Source organism: Paenibacillus sp. Marseille-P2973 (assembly GCF_018101095.1).
GTDB classification, from domain to species: domain Bacteria; phylum Bacillota; class Bacilli; order Paenibacillales; family Paenibacillaceae; genus Fontibacillus; species Fontibacillus vini.
Map to the genome: position 1 here is coordinate 109,771 of NZ_JAGQEH010000004.1, position 24,472 is coordinate 134,242.

Annotated in this window: 22 protein-coding genes; 10 read left to right on the top strand and 12 right to left on the bottom strand. The window is 49.7% G+C overall.

Annotated features, from left to right (window positions below):
• Positions 1–62 precede the first annotated feature (62 nt).
• Positions 63–374, bottom strand: a complete 312-nt coding sequence (locus tag KB559_RS10040; protein WP_247681724.1) for a hypothetical protein — start codon at positions 372–374, stop codon at positions 63–65.
• A 127-nt stretch (positions 375–501) separates the two neighbouring features.
• Positions 502–678, bottom strand: coding sequence for a hypothetical protein (locus KB559_RS10045; RefSeq protein ID WP_211021609.1), 177 nt, complete (start codon positions 676–678; stop codon positions 502–504).
• Positions 679–902: 224 nt separating this feature from the next.
• Between KB559_RS10045 and KB559_RS10050 the strand changes: the two genes are divergently transcribed.
• The 4 genes from KB559_RS10050 to KB559_RS10065 all read left to right on the top strand — a co-directional run bounded on the left by KB559_RS10050 (position 903) and on the right by KB559_RS10065 (position 8,740).
• Complete coding sequence (locus tag KB559_RS10050; protein WP_211021610.1) at positions 903–1,907, top strand: LacI family DNA-binding transcriptional regulator; 1,005 nt, start codon at positions 903–905, stop codon at positions 1,905–1,907.
• A gap of 88 nt (positions 1,908–1,995) precedes the next feature.
• Positions 1,996–3,333 carry a glycoside hydrolase family 30 protein gene (locus tag KB559_RS10055; protein ID WP_211021611.1) on the top strand — a complete coding sequence of 446 codons (1,338 nt, stop codon included), beginning with the start codon at positions 1,996–1,998 and terminating at the stop codon, positions 3,331–3,333.
• A gap of 41 nt (positions 3,334–3,374) precedes the next feature.
• Positions 3,375–6,596, top strand: coding sequence for a cellobiose phosphorylase (locus KB559_RS10060; RefSeq protein WP_211021612.1), 3,222 nt, complete (start codon positions 3,375–3,377; stop codon positions 6,594–6,596).
• A gap of 248 nt (positions 6,597–6,844) precedes the next feature.
• Positions 6,845–8,740 (top strand): sensor histidine kinase, encoded by a 1,896-nt coding sequence (locus KB559_RS10065; protein WP_211021613.1) that lies wholly within the window; start codon positions 6,845–6,847, stop codon positions 8,738–8,740.
• A 56-nt stretch (positions 8,741–8,796) separates the two neighbouring features.
• Here the strand turns inward: KB559_RS10065 and KB559_RS10070 are convergent, their stop codons facing one another.
• Both KB559_RS10070 and KB559_RS10075 read right to left on the bottom strand, forming a co-directional pair.
• Positions 8,797–9,042 carry an NHLP leader peptide family RiPP precursor gene (locus KB559_RS10070; RefSeq protein ID WP_211022159.1) on the bottom strand — a complete coding sequence of 82 codons (246 nt, stop codon included), beginning with the start codon at positions 9,040–9,042 and terminating at the stop codon, positions 8,797–8,799.
• Positions 9,043–9,119: 77 nt separating this feature from the next.
• A complete protein-coding gene (locus KB559_RS10075; RefSeq protein ID WP_247681726.1) occupies positions 9,120–10,058 on the bottom strand; it encodes a hypothetical protein in 939 nt (312 codons plus the stop codon).
• A 173-nt stretch (positions 10,059–10,231) separates the two neighbouring features.
• On the opposite strand from KB559_RS10075, the gene KB559_RS10080 reads away from it, so the two are divergent.
• Positions 10,232–11,074, top strand: a complete 843-nt coding sequence (locus tag KB559_RS10080) for an SDR family oxidoreductase (protein WP_211021615.1) — start codon at positions 10,232–10,234, stop codon at positions 11,072–11,074.
• Between the two features lie 141 nt (positions 11,075–11,215).
• On the opposite strand, the gene KB559_RS10085 is transcribed toward KB559_RS10080, so the two are convergent.
• The 5 genes from KB559_RS10085 to ytaF all read right to left on the bottom strand — a co-directional run bounded on the left by KB559_RS10085 (position 11,216) and on the right by ytaF (position 15,563).
• Positions 11,216–12,430, bottom strand: coding sequence for a M24 family metallopeptidase (locus tag KB559_RS10085; protein WP_211021616.1), 1,215 nt, complete (start codon positions 12,428–12,430; stop codon positions 11,216–11,218).
• 46 nt (positions 12,431–12,476) lie between these two features.
• Positions 12,477–13,127 (bottom strand): amino acid ABC transporter permease, encoded by a 651-nt coding sequence (locus tag KB559_RS10090; RefSeq protein ID WP_211021617.1) that lies wholly within the window; start codon positions 13,125–13,127, stop codon positions 12,477–12,479.
• Between the two features lie 40 nt (positions 13,128–13,167).
• Complete coding sequence (locus KB559_RS10095) at positions 13,168–14,043, bottom strand: substrate-binding periplasmic protein (RefSeq protein WP_211021618.1); 876 nt, start codon at positions 14,041–14,043, stop codon at positions 13,168–13,170.
• Positions 14,044–14,096: 53 nt separating this feature from the next.
• A complete protein-coding gene (locus tag KB559_RS10100) occupies positions 14,097–14,732 on the bottom strand; it encodes a TetR/AcrR family transcriptional regulator (protein WP_211021619.1) in 636 nt (211 codons plus the stop codon).
• 180 nt (positions 14,733–14,912) lie between these two features.
• Positions 14,913–15,563, bottom strand: a complete 651-nt coding sequence (ytaF, locus tag KB559_RS10105; protein ID WP_211021620.1) for a sporulation membrane protein YtaF — start codon at positions 15,561–15,563, stop codon at positions 14,913–14,915.
• Between the two features lie 145 nt (positions 15,564–15,708).
• Between ytaF and tatA the strand changes: the two genes are divergently transcribed.
• On the top strand, positions 15,709–15,912 hold the full coding sequence (gene tatA / locus KB559_RS10110; RefSeq protein ID WP_211021621.1) for a twin-arginine translocase TatA/TatE family subunit: 204 nt from the start codon (positions 15,709–15,711) through the stop codon (positions 15,910–15,912).
• Positions 15,913–16,044: 132 nt separating this feature from the next.
• On the opposite strand, the gene KB559_RS10115 is transcribed toward tatA, so the two are convergent.
• Both KB559_RS10115 and KB559_RS10120 read right to left on the bottom strand, forming a co-directional pair.
• Positions 16,045–17,025: an MraY family glycosyltransferase gene (locus KB559_RS10115; protein WP_211021622.1), complete on the bottom strand. Its 981-nt coding sequence runs from the start codon at positions 17,023–17,025 to the stop codon at positions 16,045–16,047.
• A 61-nt stretch (positions 17,026–17,086) separates the two neighbouring features.
• A complete protein-coding gene (locus KB559_RS10120) occupies positions 17,087–18,529 on the bottom strand; it encodes an MFS transporter (RefSeq protein WP_247681727.1) in 1,443 nt (480 codons plus the stop codon).
• 176 nt (positions 18,530–18,705) lie between these two features.
• On the opposite strand from KB559_RS10120, the gene KB559_RS10125 reads away from it, so the two are divergent.
• From KB559_RS10125 to KB559_RS10140, 4 genes are all read left to right on the top strand, one after another.
• Positions 18,706–19,083 (top strand): DivIVA domain-containing protein, encoded by a 378-nt coding sequence (locus KB559_RS10125; protein WP_211021623.1) that lies wholly within the window; start codon positions 18,706–18,708, stop codon positions 19,081–19,083.
• Positions 19,084–19,505: 422 nt separating this feature from the next.
• Positions 19,506–19,970, top strand: coding sequence for a Dps family protein (locus tag KB559_RS10130; RefSeq protein WP_211021624.1), 465 nt, complete (start codon positions 19,506–19,508; stop codon positions 19,968–19,970).
• A gap of 274 nt (positions 19,971–20,244) precedes the next feature.
• Positions 20,245–20,892 (top strand): transcriptional regulator, encoded by a 648-nt coding sequence (locus KB559_RS10135; RefSeq protein ID WP_211021625.1) that lies wholly within the window; start codon positions 20,245–20,247, stop codon positions 20,890–20,892.
• A 1,351-nt stretch (positions 20,893–22,243) separates the two neighbouring features.
• Positions 22,244–22,579 (top strand): KGG domain-containing protein, encoded by a 336-nt coding sequence (locus KB559_RS10140; protein ID WP_211021626.1) that lies wholly within the window; start codon positions 22,244–22,246, stop codon positions 22,577–22,579.
• A 113-nt stretch (positions 22,580–22,692) separates the two neighbouring features.
• On the opposite strand, the gene KB559_RS10145 is transcribed toward KB559_RS10140, so the two are convergent.
• Positions 22,693–24,387, bottom strand: coding sequence for a methyl-accepting chemotaxis protein (locus tag KB559_RS10145; RefSeq protein WP_211021627.1), 1,695 nt, complete (start codon positions 24,385–24,387; stop codon positions 22,693–22,695).
• Between the last annotated feature and the right edge of the window lie 85 nt (positions 24,388–24,472).

A 24,472-nucleotide genomic window follows, 5' to 3' on the forward strand; every position in this document is an offset into this window, starting at 1 on the left:
AAGACAAAGGGGGACTAACCGATATCGGTTAATCCCCCTGTTTCTAAATAGAGCAGAATCGTTTATTCCGTTTCGTCTCCGTCAAAGCCGTTCAGCAAGTCGGTGCCATGCATGGCATCCGGGTCGGGAGCAACCTGGTCAACCGGGCTTCCGGGTTGTATCTCATCCGCATCGGGAACGTCCGGCAGGGAATCTTCCGCCAGGAGCTCGTCGGTATCGGCTGCTTCTCCGGAAGGTTCGCTCAAGCTTTGAGTAATTCGCGTATCGTGAGGCAGCAAATCGTCGCCCGGAATGTCATTTTCGTCACGATAATCTCCTAACAGCTGATAACGCTCATAGGCTTGGTCCCCTTCAGTCTTCGGGTACTCCGGCATTAAGCTTCGCCTCCTTGATCTTAGTCTACTTACATGGAGTTTACCCTATTTCCTGCATTTCAAACGGAAAACAAAGAACCGCCCGGAGAAAGGGCGGTTCTTTGTTTTCCGGACGGTATAAAGGGCCTTAAAATTTAGGGAACACGTATTTGACAAGGAAGTAGAGAAACCCGAAGAATAAAACAATGTATGCCGCATACTTAATGAAGGTTGCCGCAACCATGCTCGGTTCCGATTTATGCTGGACATCTCTCCGTTCCACATCCACATTGCTAACTTCATTTCTATCGCGTGGCTCGTACATGGAATTCCCTCCTTAGTATCATCCTGCTCAGGAATGCTTTACCAGTGCTGACTTGGACGGCAGGTCCGTTTGACTACTTTTTAAACGGTTCTGCGTATGGTGAAACAAAGAGGGGAAGGCCGGTGCGATGGTGACATCTGAGGTTGACTTCATTCTTGCGGACGGCTAAAATTCTCATGAGCCCCTAAGGGTGGTCTGAACAAGGGCAGGAGATGAATAGGCAAGTGATCACGATTTATGATATTGCGAAATCAACGGGCTTTTCACCGACCACCGTTTCCAAGGTGTTCAATGACTATGCCGATGTCAGTCCGAAAACCCGGCGCAAAATTTTGGAGACGGCCGAGCAACTGGGATATTTGCCGAATGCTCATGCCCGCTCCTTGACGACCAAGCGCTCCTGGACGATCGGAGTGCTGTTTAACGAGCCTTCCGGAGCCGGGATTCTGCATCCTTACTTTGCCGGGGTTATTGAGGGGTTCAAGAAAGTATCCACCTCCCGGGGGTATGACCTGATGTTTATTTCTAAAGATATCGGGGGAAAGAAGAGCAGTTACCTGGAGCATTGCAAGATCCGCGGCGTGGACGGCGTGGTCGTCATCTTGCCTGATTTTACGGATCCTTATTTCCTGGAGCTGCTGGAATCAAACATTCCGTGCGTTCTGCTGGATCAGGAATCGGATACCAAGAGCACGATCTACTCGGACAATATTGCCGGAGGCATCCTGGCCGTGAATTATTTGCATGAGCTCGGACACCGGCTGATCGCCCACATAGGCGGCGGGAATACCTTTGCGGGGGAGAAACGGCTTCAGGGATATTTGCATGCGATGGAAGGGCTCGGATTGTCTGTAAATCCGGAGCATGTGATTCAGGGAAGCTATGATTACACGGTTGAAAGCGGACGGATCGCCATGGAAGAGCTGCTCAAATCAAGCGTGCTGCCTTCGGCAGTCTTTGCTGCCGGGGACAACCTGGCCGTAGGGGCGATGATGGCGATTAAAAATCAGGGTCTTCGCGTGCCGGAGGACATTTCCATTATCGGGTTTGATGATATTGAAATGGTCAAATTTTTGACACCTGCTTTAACGACGATTCGTCAGGATACATATGCACTTGGCAATCGGGCAGCCGACATGTTAATCTATACGATAGAAGGCGGGGAAGAAGTTCAATCGGATATGCTTCCGGTCGAGCTGGTTATCAGGGAGTCTTGTCGATCGCTATAATGATCCCTGTTTTTTTTTTAGGCAAATCGAAACCGGTTTCGAAAGGTTTTACTATGAAACTAATATTTGTTTAAAGGAGCGGATCAAATTGGCAAAATGGTCTAAAGTGCTGACATCCCGTGATACCGGAGAACGCTTGCAGCCGCAAGGGGAATTGACGGTTCAGGCAGGATCGGCGGAAGGAAAGGATAAAGTTAAGGTAACGATCGAGCAAACTTATCAAACCATTCTTGGTTTTGGAGGCGCTTTTACGGAAGCAGCGGCCTATACTTTGTCCCGTATTAGTCCCGAAAAGAGAGCGGAAGTGATCCGCAGTTATTTTGATCCGGAGGAAGGACTTGGATATACAATCGGCCGGGTACACATTCACAGCTGCGATTTTGCGCTGGGCAATTATACTTATGTGGAAGAAAACGATGCCGAACTGAAGACGTTCGATATTTCGCGCGATCGAAAATGGATACTGCCGCTGGTTCATGACGCGGCTAGAGCGGTCGGCAAGGATATTACGATGCTGGCCTCCCCTTGGAGTCCTCCGGCCTGGATGAAGACGAACGGGGAAATGAATCATGGCGGCCAACTGAAGCCGGAATTCCGTGAAGCCTGGGCGTTGTACTATACCAAATTCATTAAGGCATACGGGGAAGAAGGCGTGCCGATTTGGGGCATCACCGTCCAAAATGAGCCGGCAGCCGTGCAAACCTGGGATTCCTGCATTTTCAGCGGTGAGGAAGAGCGTGATTTTGTCCGCGATCACCTCGGGCCAACGATGCATCGTGAAGGGCTGGAGGATGTAAATATCCTGGTTTGGGACCACAATCGCGACCTGATTGTAGAACGGGCTTCGGCGGTTCTATCCGATCCCGAAGCGGCCAAGTACGTCTGGGGAACAGGTTTCCACTGGTACGTGAGCGAGGCGTTTGAAGAAGTCGGCAAGGTTCATGACCTGTTCCCGGATAAGCATTTGCTCTTTACGGAAGGCTGTCAGGAAGGCGGAGTCAAGCTGGGCGAATGGTTTACCGGAGAACGGTACGGCCGCAACATCATCGGCGACTTGAATAACTGGACGGAGGGGTATCTCGACTGGAATCTCGTTCTTGATGAAACCGGAGGCCCCAACCATGTCAACAATCTTTGCGACGCTCCGATTATAGCGGATACGGTAACCGGAACCGTCCATTACAACAGCTCGTATTATTACATCGGCCATTTCAGTAAATACATTCGTCCGGGTGCGGTTCGGATAGGACTGACCTCGGATGCGCCCGGGCTGCAAACGACGGCATTCAAGAATACGGATGCCAGCGTGGTCGTGATCATTCAGAATGAAACCGACGAGAAGCGGGAATTTGCGGTTCAATTAGGTGAAGAGACCGTCACCGATACGCTGCCCGCCCATTCGATCGCAACTTATATTATTCAATAAAGCAATTTCAAGATATTTCAGTATGTGGAGGATATGACATTATGCCGAATTACAGTTTTGAAAAAGAGGAATTCATTATTGACCAATTTGATCAGGCCAAGCCCTTCTCCAGCTTTTTGCCCGGTTTGGCAGGCTTGAAGGGGATTCCGATGTGGACGTTCTATGCCAACCGGGGTCAGGCGGTCTGCAGCTTCGGGATTCGCGACAAGAACAGTCCGATCATGGAGTTCTCCCCGGCTAACATTATGTATCAATCCGTATCGATGAAGGGTTTCAGAACCTTCGTTAAGCTGGAAGGCGCTGATACGATTTATGAGCCGTTCCAAAATGCTTACCCAGACCCGGCGGCACGACGGACGATGCGGATATTGGCTAACGAAATCGGAATTGAAGAGATCAACGAAGCCAAAGGGTTGCGCACGAAAGTTACTTATTTTCATATTCCGAACGAAGATTATGCGGCACTGGTCCGCAAAGTGGAGATTACGAACATTTCCGGGGAAGCGCTGCGCATGGAGGTGCTGGACGGACTTCCGGAAATTTTGCCGTACGGGGTAGAGAACGCCGGATATAAAGAGATCGGAAACCTGCTCCGCAGCTGGATGGAAGTGGATAACCTGGAGAACGGAATTCCCTATTACCGGAATCGCTCCAGCACCCATGACGAGGCGGAGATCAGCGAGGTTCGCAGCGGGCATTTCTATTTGTCGTTTGATGAACAAGGCAGCCGGATCAAACCTTTTGCCGATTTTGAGCTGGTCTTTGGCAGCAATACTTCGCTCGGGTATCCGGAAGGGTTCGCCGGTACGCCGCTTGCGGAACTGACGGATCGGCCGCAATACTGCACGAACAAGGTGCCTTGCGGGTTCACGGGAGTCACCGCCGAACTGGCGCCGGGGGAAAGTAAGCCGATTTACACTCTGATCGGGCACTTTGATAGTGTTGAACGCCTGAACGAGAAGGCTGACTCGATCTCATCGCCGGCCTATATAGAGCAAAAACAAATAGAAGCACGTGAGTTGACGGAAAACTTGACCGCGGACATCGCCACCAAGACGTCGATGCCACTGTTCGATGCTTATAGCAGACAGAGTTATCTGGACAATTTCCTGCGCGGCGGATATCCGTTTATTTTCGAGAATGGCAAGGAAGGCTTTGTAATTCATCTGTATTCCCGTAAACACGGCGATCCGGAGCGGGATTACAACTTCTTCTCGCTGGCCCCGGAATATTATTCGCAAGGGAACGGGAATTTCCGCGATGCGAACCAGAACCGCCGCAGTGACATTTACTTTAATCCGCGGGTCGGAACCTTCAATATCAAAACCTTCTTCAGCCTGATGCAAGCCGATGGATACAATCCGCTCGGCGTTGAAGGTACCAGCTTCCGGGTTCCCGAAAGCCGGGCAGGCGAGCTTATGGATTGGCTGAAGGGTGCAGTGGCCGATCACAGGGAAGAGCTTCAAAGACTTTGTCTCGGCAAATTTACGCCAGGCAAGCTGATCTCCTATATCGCCGCCAATAATGTAACGTTGAACCTTGGCGAAGAACAGTTTCTGACCGGCGTTTTCTCCCTTGCCGAGCAGGGGATCGAGGCGGCCTTTGGAGAGGGATATTGGTCGGATCACTGGACTTACAACATGGATTTGGTCGACAGTTATCTCGACATTTTCCCGGATCGTAAAGACGGGCTGCTCTACGGAGAAACGGACTATACTTACTTTGACAGTCCGGCGAGAGTTCTGCCAAGAAGTGAGAAATACGTTCTGAACGGCGAGCATGTGCGTCAATACGGATCGCTGGTGCATGATGAAGAGAAGATGCAGCGGTTTGGGGTCACCGCCAAATCCACCAATTGGCTGAAAACCGGACATGGTAACGGTGAAGTATACCGCACCAATTTGTTCGTCAAGCTGCTCTCCCTGTCCCTCGTTAAATTCGCCACGCTGGATCCATACGGAATGGGCGTTGAAATGGAAGGAAACAAGCCGGGCTGGAACGATGCGATGAACGGATTACCGGGATTGTTCGGCTCAGGGATGAGCGAAACGTTCGAATTGAAGCGAATTGTGAAGTTCGTGTTGGAAGAGGCGCTTGACTCCGGGACAAGAGAGGTTCTGGTGCCTGAAGAAATTGCCGATTTGCTTCATGAGGTTAACGGATTGCTGTCCCGGCACTTGGCAGGGGAGCTTGATTCTTTTGAATATTGGGATCAATCGGCTTCCGCGCGCGAAGGGTATCGGGAACGAATTCGCTTTGGAATCAGCGGAGCGGAGCAAAAAGTTCAGTTGTCCACACTGGTTTCAATTTACAAAAATATGCTTCGCAAGATCGATGCCGGTATAACTGAAGCCATTTCACTTGGCGGTGGGTTGACGCCGACGTACTTTGCTTTCGAAGCGGTGGAATACGAGCCTGTTCTTGATGAACAAGGGAATGCGATTATTAGCGGCTACGGCTTGCCCAAGGCGAAGGTCAAGAAATTTGCGGCACGTCCGCTGCCTCATTTCCTGGAGGGTCCGGCACGCTGGATGAAGACGCTGGAGAACCCGGAGGAAGCAAAAGAAGCTTACGAGAACATTCGCCGCAGCGATCTTTTCGACCAAAAATTGCAGATGTACAAGACTTCGGTCAGCTTGAACGAGGAATCCCATGAAATCGGCCGGATCCGCGCGTTCACACCGGGTTGGCTGGAGCGGGAATCCGTATTTCTTCATATGAGCTATAAATACTTGCTGGCGCTATTAAAGACCGGCTTGAAGGAACAGTTCTTTGCGGAGATCCAAACCTCGTTGATTCCATTCCTGGATCCGGCGGTTTATGGCCGCAGCACGCTGGAAAACTCGTCCTTCATCGCTTCCAGCGTAAATCCGGATCCTGAGGTGCACGGCCGGGGCTTTGTGGCCAGACTCAGCGGTTCCACCGCCGAGTTCATCGGGATGTGGATTACAATGATGGCAGGCAAACACGTATTCCGGGTTCAGGAAGGAGAACTTCAGCTTCATTTGAATCCTTCTCTTCCGGGCTGGCTGTTTGATGCTCAAGGGCAAGTATCGTTCAAATTCCTGGGTAGCACGGAAGTGACTTATCATAATCCGGAGAAACGGGATACCTTTGGACCGCAGGCAGCGACGATCTCCAGCATCACCGTTCATAAAAATGACGGTACGACCTTGCGTGTGGACGGTTCCGTTATTGCCGGCAGGCTTGCGGAAGACATCCGCAGCGGGAATGTAAAAAAACTAGAAATAGAGCTCGCTTAGTTCTTAGCCCTGAACTCATAAGAGGTCAGGGCTTTTTTTATTTAAATTTCTATTTCGTACAAGATTGGAAAGTAATTTTCAAGATTTGACAAAACTATTCATAGATTAAACTTGTTAATAACGGTAAAATGTTTCTGGTACGTGTCCTTATTTAAATCGTTCTTTATTTTCCATATTATTGAAGGTTTATCGGTTTATTGTATCGAATTAGATAGATTAGCTCTTAAATTATTGGCAGGGGTGCTGGAATGAAGGCTTTTTTTAAAGCGTTTGCCATCTTGATTGTACTTAGTGTTGTAGCGACTTGTGCATTTTTAATGGAAAGTCCCGAGCGAAAAAGCGCGGACGAGCAATCGATTAACGATTGGCAAGTTGTATGGACCGATGAATTTAATCCTGAAATAAACATAAATCAACTGGAAGCGATGCAAAGTTGGGAGAACGTTAAAGCGAATGATCCTGCTCCTAAGCGCCCGGAAGGGGCGGAGGGACAATGGGTGAAGATCGATATACCAACTATTCCATCCGGTTCTCCAGCGCTCTTATTTGAAAAAATATACGGGCTTCACGTAGTGATTAAATCCCAGAATGGGATGATATATGAGTCTGACCGAATGTACAATTACGGAATAAATACAATTTTGCTGCCTATGGACCACTCCTCAGAAGGGGAGTCCATTTATATCGGGATCAAGTCGGGGACCCGGATCGGATTGCAGAGCAATGTACTGGCAGGGGACTTTAAAGAACTGCAAAATACTTTTATCAAGAACAACATGACGGATTTTATTATCGGCAGCGCCCTGATTTTCATCGCCGTCGTGATGCTGATTTGTTCCCTGTTCCTGAAAAATGAAAACATGTCCAGTTGGTTTTCGTTATGTATGGTGATCTTGTCCAGCGGAACCATAGTTATTACATACTCTTCGTTCCTGTATTCGCTTTTTGGTAAATATGGAAACGTGTATGTTCTATTGTTCGATTTGTCGCTCTTCGTACTGCTTCCTTCATTTACGAGCTTTTTTGAAAGCATATTCGGCAGGGGCTACAAATCTATCATTACTAAATTCCGGAAATTTCAGGTCGGCTATTCCCTGTTCTGCATACTTTTAATGGCGATCAATTTGTTGAGCAATAATCAATTTTATGAATACTACAGACTTGCTTCCGGTACGCTGATCGGTTTGTTTATGATCATTCAGTTTATTTTATTGGTTTCTATCGCGACGATTTATACAATTCGGGGAAATCAAGAAGCGATCATCTTTACGATCGGTTTTGCTGTTTTTGCCGTTTTGGGGTTAGGGGAATTGCTCTGGTTCTATTTAAAATCGGAATACTATGATCTATTTCTTTGGAAATGGGGCGTAGTATGTTTTCTGATTGCCTTAATAATTATTCTCGGCAAGAGATTTGCCCGTAATCATGAGCAGGTAGTGGAGTACTCCAAGCAATTGGAGTTGTTTAACAATGAGCTCCAGCGTTCCGAGAAAATGGAGATCATCAGCGAACTGGCGGCATCCGTAGCGCATGAAGTGCGCAATCCGCTTCAAGTAACCCGGGGCTTCCTGCAATTGCTTGTGGCCAAGCAAAATTCCACGGACAAGGTTTACCTCAGCATGGCGCTGGAAGAGCTGGATCGGGCGTCTGCGATTATTACGGATTTCCTCACGTTTGCCAAGCCGGAAGTCGGTAAAGTGACCACGCTGAACGTACTGAACGAGTTCATTCATATCGAAGGCATTCTGATTCCAATGGCCAATCTTCAGGGCGGCAAAATTTCTGTGCACATCCCTCAGGATCTGCATATTAAAGGGAATTCCTCGAAGTTCAAGCAGGCTTTTATCAATATCATTAAAAACAGCATCGAATCCCTGCACGGCGAAGGGGAGATTCATGTGTGGGCGTATGAAGAGAACGGGGAAGTATGCATTCATATTAAGGATACCGGCGAAGGGATGGATGAAGAGGTGCTGGCCCGGCTGGGAGAGCCTTACTTCTCGAATAAGACCAAGGGGACCGGATTGGGGCTCATGGTGACGTTCCGGATTATCGAAGTCATGAACGGCAAAATTCATTTTAAAAGTGAAAAAGGAGTAGGGACGGAGGTTGTGGTCCGGTTTCCCGCAGTGAAAAATGCGTAAGAAACCGGAGCCTTGCCCTTCGCCGCTACTCCTGGTTATGAATTAACTAGGGTAGTTTAAGATCCCCAAACTGCGTTTGGTTTAACTTCGGACTTAATTACATTAGCTGGACTAGGAGGCAGTACGAGGTAGAATTCATCGGAATTCTCTTCTACTGTCTTTACTTTAATGTGATCCGGGAGAATTACACCTAGTGCCTCCTGGATTGCTGCTTTTGGATCGGCGAGTAATTTAGCCTTAAAACTTGGATCTTGCCATGCTTTTTCAATAACTTGTGTTTGAAGGAGAGCCCCTGATGTCATAAAATCACCCTTTCTCAATAAAATGGTTATATTTTCCTTTCTAGTATACCATGAATCTTGTAGGAAATCTAGGAATACTAGATATTCTTGGATAGCCAGTACCCAAGACCGCCACCTTGCAATAAAATTACTTTCGCTTCGATCTCCCGGGCTCCTTCTTCAAGGTTATTCCGCAGAAAATCATGAAATTCATAAAGATCGGGTGCAAGGTCCCGAATAGCGGCCAACTCCTCGTGATTGCGCCGGGCATGTTCCGACAGTTGATTAAGCGTGCCATGAATCGTAATGGCCTGCCTGATTTCCTCCGGTTCGGGCCTGCGCTCCCCCGGGATCTGCAAGTCAGTCTGGACGATCGAAACCAGAGAGTTGTAGCTTCCCTCGGCGAGGTCCTTCTCCCAGTCCTGCCAATCGTCCAACAGTTGCAGCGTCACCAGAACGGTATCTACAGCCTGCTCCAAGCGGGGAATCTCTGCTTCCCGGCCCGCAATAGACATGATTCCGGCAATCGACAGCTTTACCTGGGCTGCCTTATGGCCCATTCTAACGGGATTCTCATGATAGAAATCCGAACCCGTCTCACTGGATACGGCCTCGGCCCATTGGTTTACGTACTTTTTATAATAGGACCAAAAGAGAGGATTTTCCGAAAAACAGCTGCTGTACAGTTTTACGAATTCCAGATGAATCAATTCGGCCAGCGGGAGTTGACCGGGCATAAGCTTGTCCGGTTCATCCATGCAGGCATCGATCAGATGGTAGTACATCATTCCGAAAATGTTGGCGACCGCAAAGCGGCGGGTGATTTCCGTTTCTATGCCGGCCAGCGGCTGGAGCCAGAATGGCAGCAGATAACATATGTAGTTTTTGGAACGGTTGTCCTTCAGGGCATGGAATTTATCGAGATAATCCAGTGCCGGTTTCCGGAACGGTTCGGGAAGCTCTCTCAGAATGGATTCCGCTTCGGCAAAAGCGAGACTAAGTTCCTGTTCGTAGGGTGTCAGCCACTTCAAAGACATGCCTCCTTTCATACTATCTTTGAACTACGTCATGATTATATAGATTCCATTATAGAATAACATGGAACCCGATAAAACCTAAAGCCCGGGTCTCAAGAGGGATTATACTGAATTCATAGAAATGTATAGTATAGCCGACTGACCGGCAGATAACTGTACAAGGGGGTAACGGGATGCAAGGAAAGACGGTAATCATCACAGGGGCAAATTCGGGGATGGGGCTGGCCTCCACCATAGAATTGGCACGGAGGGGTGCGCATGTTGTGATGGCTTGCAGAAGTCCGGAACGGGGCCGAAAGGCGTGGGAAGCAGCCGTCCGGGAAAGCGGATCAGACCGGCTGGAGTTGATGCTGTGCGATTTGGGCTCCCTGGATAGCATAGCGAAGTTTGCCGGGGAAGTGACGGAACGATACGGCGCGATTGATGTACTGTTGAATAATGCGGGTGTAGTATCCTTGAAACGGGAACTGACGAAGGACGGCTTTGAGTCCATGTTGGGAGTCAATCATCTGGGTCATTTTCTTCTCACCAATCTGCTGCTGGATTCGCTAAAGCGCGCCGAAGAAGGACGAATCGTCAATGTGTCCTCAGGCGCTTACAAAATCGGCAAAATTCATGAGGATCCGTCGCTGGCACGGGGCTTTAATGTCGCGAAGGGCTATGCGCAATCGAAGCTGGCCAATATTCTGTTTACGAAGGAGTTGGCCCGAAGACTGGAAGGAACCCGGGTAACGGCGAATTGTCTGCATCCCGGAGCGGTCGCCACCAATATCGGAGTTGACCGGAATACCGGGTTCGGCAAATCGCTGGTCGGCTTATTGCGCCCGTTTTTCCTGACGGCGGAGCAGGGGGCGGAAACGGCGATATATCTGGCGAGTTCTCCTGAAGTAAAGGGAGTCACGGGACAATATTTCTATAAGAAGCAAGCCAGGCCGCTTACCGCAAGGGGTGAGAACCCGGATTCCGCCCGCAGGCTGTGGGAATGGAGCGAGGAACAAGTCGGATTGAAACGATGATCATCCGCATTTGTAGATATGAAGTCCTTAGGGAGATTCAGCAATAGATTGAAATGAAAATGACGGTGACGTGGAGATTGATCATCTCCACGTCACCGTCATTTTGTAATTTCTTATATGCGAGATGACTAGGGATCCCGATTATAAAACAACCAGATCCCGGGTCAGTTTGTTCAGCCGTTCGTTCCCGTTCTCAGTGATCAGCAGCATGTCCTCGACCATGACTGCACCGACGCCGTAGCCATAATAAGGCGTTTCGATGCAGACAACCATGCCTGGCTCGAGCACGGTGGTTTCGGCGGCGCTGAAGAACGGCGCCTCCTCGGTGGCGAGAGCCAGGCCGATGCTATGGCCGAGGTGGCCCCGGTTGTAGTCCGGCAAGCCGGAGCGGCGGATGATCTCCATGCCCTCGGCGAACACCGCGGCCATCGGCACCCCGGGGCCGGCGAGCTCCAGCATGCGGTCGTGGCCCGGCCGCAGCGCCGCATAGGCGCGCTTCGCAGCATCGCCCGGCTCGCCTAGCGAGAACGTGCGGGCGATGTCCGCGCCGTAGCCCTGCACGTCGGCGCCGACATCAAACTTGATGATGTCGCCGGGAGCCGCACGGTGCGGCGCGTAGACCGACGCCGGCGCGAATTGCGGGCCGACGGAGATCGTGGTGAAGCGCTCGCTGAAGCCGAAGCGGCGGCGCGTCACCGCGATCCGGAACGCGGCCGCGAGCTCGGCCGCGGTAACGCCTGCGGCGACGGCCTGCACGGCAGCGCCGATCGCTTCTTCCGAAATCGCGCAGCTTTCCCGCAGCTGCGCGATTTCGAAGCCGGTTTTACGCGCGCGAAGCCGCGTAAACAGCGGGGCGGCTTCCGCCCAGCGCAGCTGCGGAAGCCGATCGGCGAGCAGCGCGCGCGTCCCGCCGCGCATGCCGCCCAGCTCGGCGGCGACGGCTGCGCCGGCCGCAAGGCCGCTGGCGCCGAGTGCCTCGGCCAGCGCCGAAAGCGCGGCGTCCGGCCCAGGAGCAGCCGGACGCTCGCCGCGGAACAGATCCCTTCTCATGCCGAAGGGATCATCCAGGTCAATCCATTGCGGGTAGGTAAGAATGTCAAAGCCCGGGATGCGGTCCGGCAGTCCCGAGGCTTCGAATTCGCTCATGAGCAATATGGATTTTCGGCCCGGATCACGGAACACGATGGCAAAAGCCGCCTCGGTCATCCGGAAGGTATACATAAACATGCTGGGCTGGCCGGACAGATAGTAGACATTTTCGGCGCTGGAGGCGACAAGAGCGTCCAATCCTTCCTGTTCCAGCATTTCTTTGGCTCTTGAGGCCACGTCCAGCAAATGTTCTTCTTTAAGGTTCATACGGTTTCAGCTCCTTGGTAGGGTCGCCAATACAATCATTCAATTATTAAATCTCGTAGGCTTTGGACAATCGTTTTTCGATGCGGTTCAAGATGATCGACAGGCCCGTGCTCATGATCCAGTACATCAAGCCGATGGCCAGAAAGAAAGGCATTGCCACGTAATACCTGGACACCAGGATTTGGGCCGCGCGGAACAACTCAACGACAGTAACGACAGATACCAGGGAAGTTTCTTTGAGCATCCCGATAAATGAGTTCCCAAGCGGAGGAATCGCGATCCGTGCCGCTTGAGGCAACACTACAAAACGCATCGTCTGCCAAGGGGTCATTCCTAGAGATTGAGCGGCTTCAGTCTGTCCGTGATCGACGGACATGATAGTGGCTCTAAACGTCTCGGAGAGGTAGGCGCCGATATTGATGCTCATCGAAAGGTAAGCCGACATCATAGGACTAAGATGTATGCCCCAGTCGGGGAGACCGAAATAGACAATGAAAATTTGCACCATTAACGGCGTGCCGCGGATAATCGACACGTACACCCGGGCGATGTTCCGGATCACGGCATTCCCTTTTAATCGGGCGACGGCTACCACTAATCCGATGATCAGTCCGAAGAACATGGACACCAAGGTAATCTGCAGCGTGTAATAGGCGCCGGTCAGCAAATATTCAAGATTATCGAGCACGAGTTTCATCGGGTTACCTCCCCAGAGCAGGATGAACTATTTATATAGTTTAAAAGTTAGGATCTACGTCAAACCATTTGTTGTACAACGTTTTAAGCGTACCGTCATCTTTAATTTCCTGAAGCGCCTTGTTGACGGCTTCTTGCAGATCAGGGTTATTCTTCGGCATAGCAACGCCGGCAAAATCGGATTTCAAAGGCTCGCCTACGGTTTTCAATTTCAGGTTATTGCTCTCAATGAGCGGCTTCAGAGCGAACACGTTATTGATCGTTGCGTCGATCCGGCCGTTGTTGAGGTCCATCAGCGCATTCAAATTGTCGTTGTAAGTCACGATTTCAAAATCGCCGACCTTAGGGAGCACTTCGTCGCGCAGATAAGCTTCGTCATTCGTTCCGAGCGCCACGCCGACCTTTTTCCCTTTAAAATCTTCAACCGATTGAATGCTGTCGTTATTGTCTTTTACGATGATGCTTACATCATTTTTTACATAAGGCTCGGAGAAATCAATCGATTTCTTGCGATCCTCGGTGATTGTGACTTGGCTGATGAGAGCGTCGTATTTTCCTTTTTGCAGACCTTCGATCAATCCGGAAAATTCACCGGTCACAAAGTTCGCCTCGACACCGATCCGTTTGGCAATTTCCTTGGACAAGTCGGCATCGTATCCGTCGACCTCATTGTTTTCATTGACGAAATTATAAGGCGCGTACGTGCCCATCAAACCGATGGTAATTTTGCCTTTGCTTTTAATCTGCTCCAGCAGCTTGCCGCCGGATGCGTTACTTTCGTTTTGTGCTTGATCGTTGCCGGCCGGAGGTGTTTGGGAGGCGTTATTCCCGGCGTTGTTGCCGCAAGCGGACAAAACAAGGGTTAGCGCAGCAATCAGAGTCATGAAAAATAGGGATTTTCTCTTTCTGGATTTCATAGTGTGGTTCTCTCCTTATTTATTAAAATGTTGTTTGTGAGTGAGGTTTCTTATCAGCCAGGTTCGCCGATCAAACCGTAAAATTCAAAACGCGCGGCCGCATGGGCCATTTGCTCCGCCGTATAGACCGGGACGTAATCGACGTCATGCTCCGGCCCGAACAACCATTTGGAGATCGTACCTTCAATCAGGGAAGAGAGAAGCAGGGTTCGAAGCTCCACTCCCGGAGAATCGGGAAGCATTCCAAGCTCGGACGCTCTTTCGATATTGGTTCGAAAGGCTTGTCCAAAAGCCTGCCAGGTTTGCGAGACGGCTTCCTGGACGGCAGGATCGGCGCCTTGGCCCTTAATGAGCAGTAGTACCATCAAATGCCGTTCGCTCTCCGCGAACCTGAACAGCTCCGTCAGCAGCTTGCGCGTGGACACGTCCATGTCTTCGACCGTGCCAGGCTCTTTGCGATAACCCGTCGCAATCGTTTCGACTAATTTGTCCTTACCGCTGCGGATCAATTCAAGCGTCATCTTTTCCTTACTCTCAAAATACCAGTAGAAGGTTCCCTGCGAGACGCCGGCAGTTTTTACGATATCCGAAATTTTGGTGTTGTGGTAACCTTTGCGGGCAAACCATTCCAGCGCGATGTCTTTCAATTGTTGCTTTCGCTCCGGATCAGGGGTGTTCGCTGATTTCAACCATGGCACCTACTTTCCTAATTGACTCGTCAGTCAGTTAATTCCGATAAGTCTAATAGTATTAATTAGTTTTAATTTTGTCAATTGGTCGTTGAAGTTTTTTTAGAATAAATTTTCTTCGATAAACCCAACATAGCCCCTTTCACAAATGGAAGGGGCATTAAGGAAGACGGTTGACGTTTATAAAATTTGATGCAGACCGATGATGATAAGCAGCAGGCCGGAAATGACGGTAGCCCGGTTGCCTAGCTTTTCGGCGGCGTATTTTTCACCGAAACCTGCGCACAGGGCCAGAAGCAGAAAGCTGAACACACCGACCGACAGAGAGGTGTAAAATACATTTAAATGGGTAATGCCCGCATTAAATCCGCCCGCCAGCGCGTTCATCGCAAGTGCGATGCCGAGCAGCAGTGATTCTCCGAGGCTGAGACTCTTGGAGCTGTCTTTGTCCGCTTCCTCCGGATTGCGGAGCAGGCGGGTCAGAATCGGTGGATCGTCCTCCGTAGCAACGACCGGTTTCTTTTCCACAAAGGGTTGAAGAAGCACCCACACTCCGACAGCCACAATCACAATCGTACCGATCCATTGACCGACCCAAGGATGAACCCACAAGGCGATCATGTTACCGAACAATCCCGACAATAGCGTAGCGATAAATGAAATGAGCGCGATCGCAAGGTTGGAATACCACGGAATATGGATTTTTCGGACACCGTAGGCGATGCCGACCCCTGCATTATCCAGGTTGGAGGCCAAACCGATGGCAACGACAGCCCAAAGGCTGATCATGTTCATGATGCTCGCTCCTTTGCAACATTGATGCCACAGCATATGCCCAGAAGTCGGTTTTGGTTTCTTCCAGTCCGAAGACAATTCAGGAATGTGGAGAAATTTAGCGAATCCTTATAAATAGTTTTCCTTTCTTCCGAATAAAGTAGTATAATTTTAAAAAAGATAGCCTAAAGAGGTGATATAAGTGCTTGAAAATTTGTTGCGGCCCACACATCTGCTGTTATTGGTTATCGCCGCACTGTTATTGTTCGGTCCGAGCAAACTGCCTGAATTGGGACGCAGCTTCGGGACGATGCTGAAGGAGTTTAAGAAAGGCGCTCGCGGGGACTTTGACGATGAGAAACCGAAGGAGATCCAAACCGCCGTACAAGAGACCAATAAATCCTAACATAAATAATCCCTGTTAATGCGGGGAGAAGCTGTTTGCACAAAAATGAAGGGCGCCCGGTGGGCGCCCTTTTTGTGTGTCTAATGTATCTTTATTATAGAATTTGCAAGTTTACTATAAGAGAGCCCGAGATCACCCTTGTATAAGCAGCAGGATGATTGAGGACAGTCCGAGACAGGTGCTGATGAGGTACAGGAACATTACGGCCTGCTTATGGTTTAAGCCGGCGCGCAGCAGCCGGTAGTGAACCTGGCTGGCATCGGCCTGATAAATGGCTTTGCCCTGCAGGAAACGTTTGATGACAACGAACAGGTTGTCAAAAATCGGAACCCCCAACGCCAGCACGGGAATAAACAGGGAGAGTACGGTCGCCTGTTTGAAAGCTCCGTCCAGTGCGATCACGGCAAGCATGAATCCGAGGAACGTCGCTCCTGCATCGCCCATAAATACTTTTGCCGGCGGTTTATTATACCTGAGATAGGCAAGCGTCACACCGATAAGCGTAATGGATAGCATCGCGGATGTGGTCTGACCCTTAGTCAAAGCGACCACAAACAAGGTTACGGCCGAAATCGCGGACAAGCCGCCAGCCAATCCATCCAGTCCGTCCGAAAAATTAATAACGGTCGTTACGCCGAAAATCCAGAGAATCGTCAATATAAACTGCAGCCATACCGGCAAAAGTACATAGTCCCCGCTGAACGGATTGACGAAGCCGCTGAAAGAAATTCCAGAGGCGAACACCAGCACGGCAGCTGATACTTGTACGATCAGCTTCGGTAGGGCAGGGAAGTCTTTGCCTTTGGTTTTGAACCAGTCATCGACGGTTCCGATCACAAGCAGCAGAATACCGCCCAGGAACAGAGCGCCTGTCTGCATCGAGAAATCCCGTGTAAACAGGAGGTACGAGATAAAAAATCCTGCAAAGATCGCATAGCTGGCTGTCAGCGGGATCGGATTGCGATGGATTTTTCGTTCGACATCCTCTCTGGGCTTATCCACGAAATCAAGCCGGAACGCCAGTCTTCCCAACGGGGGAATCAGAAAATAGACAATGAGAAACGAGAGCAAAAAAGAATAGATATATAAGATTGTAGTCACCACCAAGGCCATTTTTACTTTACTTGCTAAGTCTTATTATAAAAAGAAACATGAATTCTGTCGAACAATTAAATCACGAATGGCCCGGTTTCGCTTGCCGGGGCTTAACCCGCATCCGTTGAACGGAAACGAGCAGGGCCAGCAGACAAATGCCCATCGCCGTCCAAAAAACAGTATGCAGCGCATGCAGCGCGGCTTCGGGCTCTCCGGATGACAAAGGCCTCAAATAGCTGAGACGTGAAGAGTAAATCGATATGGACAGGGAAGTGCCGAGCACCATGCCAATATTTCGCACCAACGCATTCAATCCTCCGGCGGTTCCCAGCTTGTCCCGGGACACCGAACCCATAATGCTGGAGTTGTTCGGGGATTGGAACAAGCCGCCGCCCAGTCCGAATAGTCCAAGATGCAGCCCTACCATCCATGCGCTCTCATTCGTCGACAGCGTGTTCAGCAGTCCGAAGGCGAGTGCGTTGACAATGAGCCCGGCGGTAGTCAGGGAGTACGAGCCGATCTTGTCGGACAGCCAACCGGAGATGGGAGCGACAACGGCCATGACTAGCGGGTAGACCATCATCGTGTATCCGGTTTTGGCCGGAGAGAACCCGAGAACGTCATGCATATAGAACGGCATCAACACATTAGTAAAGAACAGAGCGACGAAGGAAAGGAGCGCCGTAATATTCCCGATCGCAAAGGCCGGAATCCGGTAAAGACTGAAATCGAGCATCGGGTAGCGGGTTCTTTTTTCCCATAAGTAGAACAAGATCAGCACCACAAGGGATAACCCTCCGCCAATCCAAACGGTAGGGGAGAGCCAGCCCCAGTCTTGTCCGCCCGAAATGACGTATAGAAACGCCACCATGCCGATCATGAAGAGCGTGGAGCCCGTGTAATCGAACGGCTGCTGTTCCTTGCGGTTGCGGTCCTTGGGCAGAATAAACCAGCCCGCGATAAATCCGAAGATCCCGATAGGGACGTTAATCCAGAAAATCGACGTCCAGCCCAGATGCTCGACCAGAATGCCGCCGATCCCCGGTCCGGTCAACGAGCCAAGCGATACCATGGTTCCGGTGATCCCCATAGCTCGCCCGCGTCCTTTGCTGGAGAACACCTCGGCGATAATCGCCTGGCTGTTGGACATGAGGCACGCGGCTCCCAGCGCTTGGAGTATCCGGGAGCCGATCAAAAGGCCGAGTGAGCCGGATATTCCGCAAAGGGCCGAACCGATGGCGAAGATCAGAAAGCCGTAATTGTAAATTCTGCTGCGGCCAAACATATCCGAAATTTTGCCCATGATCGGTAAAGTTGCGCATATCGTTAGCAAATACGCGGTAAGTACCCACTGGACGACATGAATGGGGGCGCTGAGTTCCCCGGCGATCGTGGGCAACGCCACATTGGCGATGCTTCCGTCCAAGGTCGACATAAAGGTGCCGAGAGAAACATTGGCGAGTATCACCCACGGGCTGGTTAGCCAGGTGGATTTTGCAGGTTTGTTATGTTCTTGTGCCAAGATGATAACCTCTTTTCAACTGCCGCTTTGGTATAATTTCGCTTTTTGTATTATATCATGGGGAATGTAGGTTTACTCTGCGCAGTCATTGCGTCGAAAATCCGATTTAATTATGATACATTATATAGGGTATTAATAATGAAAAAATGTAAGCTTTAGGGTATGGAGGGATACTCATGCAAGATGAATACTCGCGCAAGCTGGAGGACCAGAAAGGACTGTTCCGGCAGTTGGGCATCAAGCTGGATGCGCTCGCTATTCACGAAAAGGATTTCGACGTTAAGATGCGGGGCTACGAAAAAGAAGAAGTCGACCGTTTCCTTGATGACGTGATTATGGATTACGAACGTTTTTACGATATTATTACGGACCTGCTGGACAAATATAAAGAAATCCAGCGCCGCCAGGCTTACTGGGAGGAAGAGAAAAAGTCTCTGGCCGCCCGCAAGCCGCAGATCGATACGGAAAACTCGGTCGACCGCCGGATTGTGGAGGATGGCATCCGCCAACTGGAACGCAATCTGGAGCAGTTGAAATTGCATATTCGTGGATAAATCATAATAAGGAACCGGCGATTTTTGCCAGGTTCCTTATTTTTTAGATATCAGAAAGTATAAACTTCGGAGCATTAGCTGCCTGATATCGCAAGAAAAACTTCCGCCAAACGCGGTCTGGCTTCCATGAAAGTGCGTCGATAGACGTTTTTCTTATGTTTCTTAATGAATTTGAGGATGTAATTCTTGCGCAGGTAAGTGCAGGCGAATAAACAGCTATCTTTTTACGCAAACTTCTAAAAAGAAATCGGAACGAAAAGACCGGAAGGCGATCTTCACGGGATGTTCATGTTTTAAACGTTGCACTATGTACGGTATGGTGGTATGATTATAACAGGATTTAGAATTAGTCTAAATTTAAAGTATCTTTCTAGTGCTGCTATCTCTACTTTAACATTATATTTTAATTGGAGGGAATTGAAATGACAAATCAAAACTTGACCCAAAACGAACTGGCTCTGGAAAAGCAACTGAACCTGCAAATTGCGAACTGGACTGTCCTGTATACGAAGCTGCACAATTTCCACTGGTTTGTGAAAGGTCCAAACTTCTTTACTCTGCATGAAAAATTTGAAGAGCTGTACAATGAAGCTGCCGCCAATATTGACGAGCTTGCGGAACGTTTGCTGGCCATCGGCGGAAAACCGGTAGCAACCCTTCGCGATTCCCTGTCCGTCGCTTCCTTGTCCGAAGCTGCCGGCGGTGAAGCACCAGAAGCTATGGTCGCTGCAATCGTTGCGGACTTTACGACACTGCAAGGCGAATTGAAGCAAGGCATGGAAGCTGCCGAAGAAGCACAAGACGAAGCTACTAGCGACCTCTTGTTGGGGATCTTGTCTTCGCTTGAGAAGCATAACTGGATGTTGAACGCCTATTTGGGCAAATAATTATCCACTGTTGGTTTAGCTATAATCGAGCAGGCCCCGCCATTGGTGGGGCTTGTTTTTTTTGTGTTTTAGATTATTTATAGGAGATTTGAGTTAAATGGAAAATGTGATTCCAGTGATCATTTGCGCAAAAACCTCCTTGCCAGTCGCACTTGCATCCGTGTACACTATGGTTAGGAATTGACGGAGTGAAGAACACGCCGTTTCATTGCATTTGCCTATTGCGGGCGATGTCATGGAACGGCTTTTTTTATTTTCGAGAGGCGGTGGAATCATGTTCGATCAAAAGTATGAAGAATGGATCTCTTTGAATCTGAAGGAGGAGGAGAATCCTAGGCGACGCGAACTGCTTGAGAAAGGATTGGGGCATGGGACGGTCGAGTTTTTACGCTCAGTTTGGTATCCTGCGGTGGGTAATTTTAATTACTTGTATCCTGAATGGGAAGTACGCGATTTCAACAATGGTTACCGGTATCTGGACCTTGCTTATATGCCGGGCGGTGCAAAAGGCGGGATTGAAATCCAAGGGTACGGACCCCACGCGAGAGACCTTGATGTCAGACGGTTTAAGGATCTATGCATGCGACACAGCATGCTGGCCCTCGATGGATGGGTGTTTCTGCCTATCGCCTACCTATCCATCAAAGAGGAACCGAAACAATGCCAGCAGCTCATCCTCTCCTTCGTCGGTAAATTTCTTTCGACCGATGTGTCGGTATCGGCCGAGATGGGGTGGGCGGAAGCGGAAACGATGCGTTTTGCGCGCCGCTTGCTGCGTCCTTTTTCCCCGTCCGAACTCGCACTCCACCTTCGACTTTCACCTCGCCAAGCTCGCCGGATTTTGCACCGTATGGTTGAGTTGCAAATTTTGCGCGTCGCAGGAGAGGGCAGCCAGCGCTATCGCAAATATCAACTGCGGTAGCAGATGGGCAAGAGGCGGAAACCAAGGTGGGCGTAAAGGCGTCGCGGACTACAGGTTGACGTGAAAGAAACTCGTTGTGAACTCACCAGAACTACCTAAAAGGACTCGCAAAGAACTCGAACTCGAAATAACTTGCAAAGTGCTCGCAAAGAACTCGCAAAAGAGCTCGTCCAACTTTTAACGGACATAGTAGCCCTTAAACCGAACAAAAAAGTAACTTTGAAATTCTAACGGACACAGAAGACGCTAACTCACGAAAATCGCCCAAAATCTGATGGCGAAGCCCCATATAAGGGCACTGGTGTCCGTTAGATTTAGAAAGGAGCCAAATTTGAGGGAATAACGTTCCTGGTGTCCGTTAGAGAACCTACAAGTGTTGAGCCGACTTTTAACGGACATAGGAGCCGTTAAACCTTGCAAAAAGGTAAGTTTGAAATTCTAACGGACACAGAAGACGCTAACTCACGAAAATCGCCCAAAATCTGATGGCGAAGCCGTATTTAAGAGCTCTGGTGTCCGTTAGATTTAGAAAGGACCAAATTTGAGGGAATAACGTCCCTGGTGTCCGTTAGAGAACCTACAAGTGTTGAGCCGACTTTTAACGGACATAGAAGACCTTAAACCGAACAAAAAAGTAACTTTGAGATTCTAACGGACACAGAAGACGCTAACTCACGAAAATCGCCCGAAATCTGATGGCGAAGCCCCATTTAAGGGCTCTGGTGTCCGTTAGATTGTGAAAGGAGCCAAATTTGAGGGAATAACGTCCCTGGTGTCCGTTAGAGAACCTACTAGGTGTTGAGCCGACTTTTAACGGACATAGGAGCCGTTAAACCGTGCAAAAAGGTAAGTTTGAAATTCTAACGGACACAGAAGACGCTAACTCACGAAAATCGCCCGAAATCTGACGGCGAAGCCCCATTTAAGGGCTCTGGTGTCCGTTAGATTGTGAAAGGAGCCAAATTTGAGGGAATAACGTCCCTGGTGTCCGTTAGAGTAACAACACTGGAGATGGATCTGGCTTCACATTGCATGGAATCATACTATTGTCCCTATATGCCGCAAATTTCTAATTTACTTGTTCTACGAGCCGCATTTGCCAGACTACTTCACTCACAGCCATACGACGAGCGAGAAACATACTACGGTTGGTTAATTGCATCATTAGTAAAATGCCGGAAAAAGTTTACGCAAATTGAAGCTCTCAATTGGTTGGATACGTTTGGTTAGAAATGTGCTTGCTTGCCTGGTATGTCGATAGGAATAGTTGTTTTGTTTTCTGAAGGGGGGGTAATACAATAGCGTACCGATGAACGGTACCATCCAAACAAACGATAAGGAGAGATTTCAAATGGCAAACAACAACCGAGATGGGAAAATGAGCCGTGAGGAAGCTGGTCGTATGGGCGGAGAGGCAACGGCCAAAAACCACGATAAGGATTTTTATCAGGAGATCGGTAAAAAGGGTGGGGAAGCCACTTCCCGCAATCATGATAAAGACTTCTATCAAGAGATTGGCCAAAAGGGCGGGGAGGCTACTTCACGCTCGCACGATAAGGATTTTTATCAGGAGATCGGACAAAAAGGCGGCGAAGCGCGCAGCGATTCAGATGGCAATAACGGCAAGATGAGCCGTGAAGAGGCTGGTCGCAAGGGCGGCGAAGCAAGAGCACGTCAGCGGAAATAATCTAGCGGAAAAGCGTTCGGTAGAGAATGCGGCGCTGAGGCTGCAGCGTTAAATTATAATTGAAACGCCCCTCATCCTTAGGATGAGGGGCGTTTTGCGATCAGTGCCGCGTATTAGACTTTAAAGCGGTCGATCAAAGTGTGCAGCCTTTCCGATAGATCGGAGAGGAAGGTAGCGGAAGCATCGACTTCCTGCATGGCGGCAAGTTGTTCCTCGGAAGCCGCGGACATGGTCTGGGTTCCGTCGACAGTTCCGTTAGCCACGTTTACAAGCTGCTCCATTGCTTCCACCAGCACTTTGGAGTTCACGGACAATTGACGAACCGTTTCGCTGACATTTTCAACGGCTTCGGCGGAATTCTTGGTCGATTGTTGAATTTCAAGGAAGGAGTTCCCTGCGTTTACGACAAGCTCGGTCCCAAGCTTCACTTCAAGAGTTGCCTCTTCCATGGTATCCGCGGTCGCTTCCATTTGTTTAATAATAAAGTTAATGAGTGAGGCGATCTGTTTGGCCGAGTCCGCGGACCGCTCGGCGAGCTTCCGGACGGAGGAAGCGACGACCGCAAAGCCGCTGCCATGCTCGCCGGCCCGGGCGGCCTCGATGGCGGCATTGATCGCAAGCAGGTTTGTTTCTGCGGCAATCTCTGTTATGATGTCGAGAATATTCTGAATTTCCCTCGAATGACTGCTTAGTTGTCCTATGTTGGAGGAGAGACTTACGATCTTGTCTTCAATTGTATTCATTTGCTTAACGCCAAGCTGAATGGAGGTTCCACCATCCTTGGCGGCTTCAGCGGAAATTCGGGCTTCCTCGGATACATGGTCGGCCGTATTTACGATCTGGCTGATAAAAGCGGACATTTCCTGAAGGGCTGCAGAGCTTTGCTCCAGATTTTGCAGCTGTTTCTCCGCGCCTTCAGCCAGCTCTTGAATTATGTATACCGTTTGCTCGCTGGCCTTTCCGGTTTCCTCGGCACTGGCCGACAGTTCCTGGGAAGAGGAGGCGACCTGCATGGATGTTTCATTAACCTCGGTAATCAACTGGCGTAACTGTACCGTCATGTTGCCAAAATCCCGAGATAAGGTTCCCACTTCATCTTTGCTGGAGATAGACAGGGGCTCTACGGTCAAGTTGCCTTGGGCGACCAGGTTGACCTGTTTCGATAATTGCTCGATCGGACGTATCATCCGGTGAATAAACAGATAGACGGCGACGATAGCCAGCAGGAACACTGCTCCTCCAATGATAAAAGGCAGGGCAATGATATCCCAGACCCGCTCATGGATGATGGAGGCATCGAAGTTAATCGCCATCAGGCCGATGATTTCTTTGGTCGGGTCATGGTCTTTATAAATCGGACCGTAGCCTGTGAGAAGCCCAACGCCATCATAGGTGTAGATTTTTGTATAAACGGAATGCTTGCTGTGCATAATCATATCGCGATCATCTTCGCTGAAGTAAAAATCGTCTCCGGCTTTATATCCGCGCTGTTTCAAATTTTGATCCGCGGCCAGGATTTTACCGTCCAAAGAAAGAATAAACACTTCCTTGAAGAGCGATTTGTGGTTTACGGTCCAGTTTAAACGTTCCTCCAGGGCTCCAAGATCGGAAGTATCCCCTTTAGCGAGTCGTTCGATGATTCCAGGATCCACAAGGCCAGTCGTGATGTTGGCACAGCCTACCGTTTCGATTCCGACAGACTCTTCCACTTGTCTGTAGGCCGTCTGGTAGCTGAAGAAGCCGATGAGTGCGCTCACAAGCAGGAGCACCCCGATAATGCCGGCAGTTATTTTTCTAGCGAATCCCATACTCATTCCCCAATCATAATAGGTTGCTGTTGTACAAGGTGTGAAGTCTAAATCACATTATATAGTAGTAATGTTTTGAGAATTT

Bases quoted from the DNA above. Each gene is read 5' to 3' on its own strand.
- KB559_RS10085 (WP_211021616.1), bottom strand. From the start codon at position 12,430: ATGAACCTTAAAGAAGAACATTTGCTGGACGTGGCCTCAAGAGCCAAA.
- KB559_RS10135 (WP_211021625.1), top strand. From the start codon at position 20,245: ATGTTCGATCAAAAGTATGAAGAATGGATCTCTTTGAATCTGAAGGAG.
- KB559_RS10125 (WP_211021623.1), top strand. From the start codon at position 18,706: ATGCAAGATGAATACTCGCGCAAGCTGGAGGACCAGAAAGGACTGTTC.
- ytaF (WP_211021620.1), bottom strand. From the start codon at position 15,563: ATGCTGTGGCATCAATGTTGCAAAGGAGCGAGCATCATGAACATGATC.
- KB559_RS10090 (WP_211021617.1), bottom strand. From the start codon at position 13,127: ATGAAACTCGTGCTCGATAATCTTGAATATTTGCTGACCGGCGCCTAT.
- KB559_RS10130 (WP_211021624.1), top strand. From the start codon at position 19,506: ATGACAAATCAAAACTTGACCCAAAACGAACTGGCTCTGGAAAAGCAA.
- KB559_RS10065 (WP_211021613.1), top strand. From the start codon at position 6,845: ATGAAGGCTTTTTTTAAAGCGTTTGCCATCTTGATTGTACTTAGTGTT.
- KB559_RS10115 (WP_211021622.1), bottom strand. From the start codon at position 17,025: ATGGCCTTGGTGGTGACTACAATCTTATATATCTATTCTTTTTTGCTC.
- KB559_RS10145 (WP_211021627.1), bottom strand. From the start codon at position 24,387: ATGGGATTCGCTAGAAAAATAACTGCCGGCATTATCGGGGTGCTCCTG.
- KB559_RS10060 (WP_211021612.1), top strand. From the start codon at position 3,375: ATGCCGAATTACAGTTTTGAAAAAGAGGAATTCATTATTGACCAATTT.
- KB559_RS10075 (WP_247681726.1), bottom strand. From the start codon at position 10,058: ATGTCTTTGAAGTGGCTGACACCCTACGAACAGGAACTTAGTCTCGCT.
- KB559_RS10095 (WP_211021618.1), bottom strand. From the start codon at position 14,043: ATGAAATCCAGAAAGAGAAAATCCCTATTTTTCATGACTCTGATTGCT.
- KB559_RS10070 (WP_211022159.1), bottom strand. From the start codon at position 9,042: ATGACATCAGGGGCTCTCCTTCAAACACAAGTTATTGAAAAAGCATGG.
- KB559_RS10045 (WP_211021609.1), bottom strand. From the start codon at position 678: ATGTACGAGCCACGCGATAGAAATGAAGTTAGCAATGTGGATGTGGAA.
- KB559_RS10140 (WP_211021626.1), top strand. From the start codon at position 22,244: ATGGCAAACAACAACCGAGATGGGAAAATGAGCCGTGAGGAAGCTGGT.
- KB559_RS10080 (WP_211021615.1), top strand. From the start codon at position 10,232: ATGCAAGGAAAGACGGTAATCATCACAGGGGCAAATTCGGGGATGGGG.
- KB559_RS10040 (WP_247681724.1), bottom strand. From the start codon at position 374: ATGCCGGAGTACCCGAAGACTGAAGGGGACCAAGCCTATGAGCGTTAT.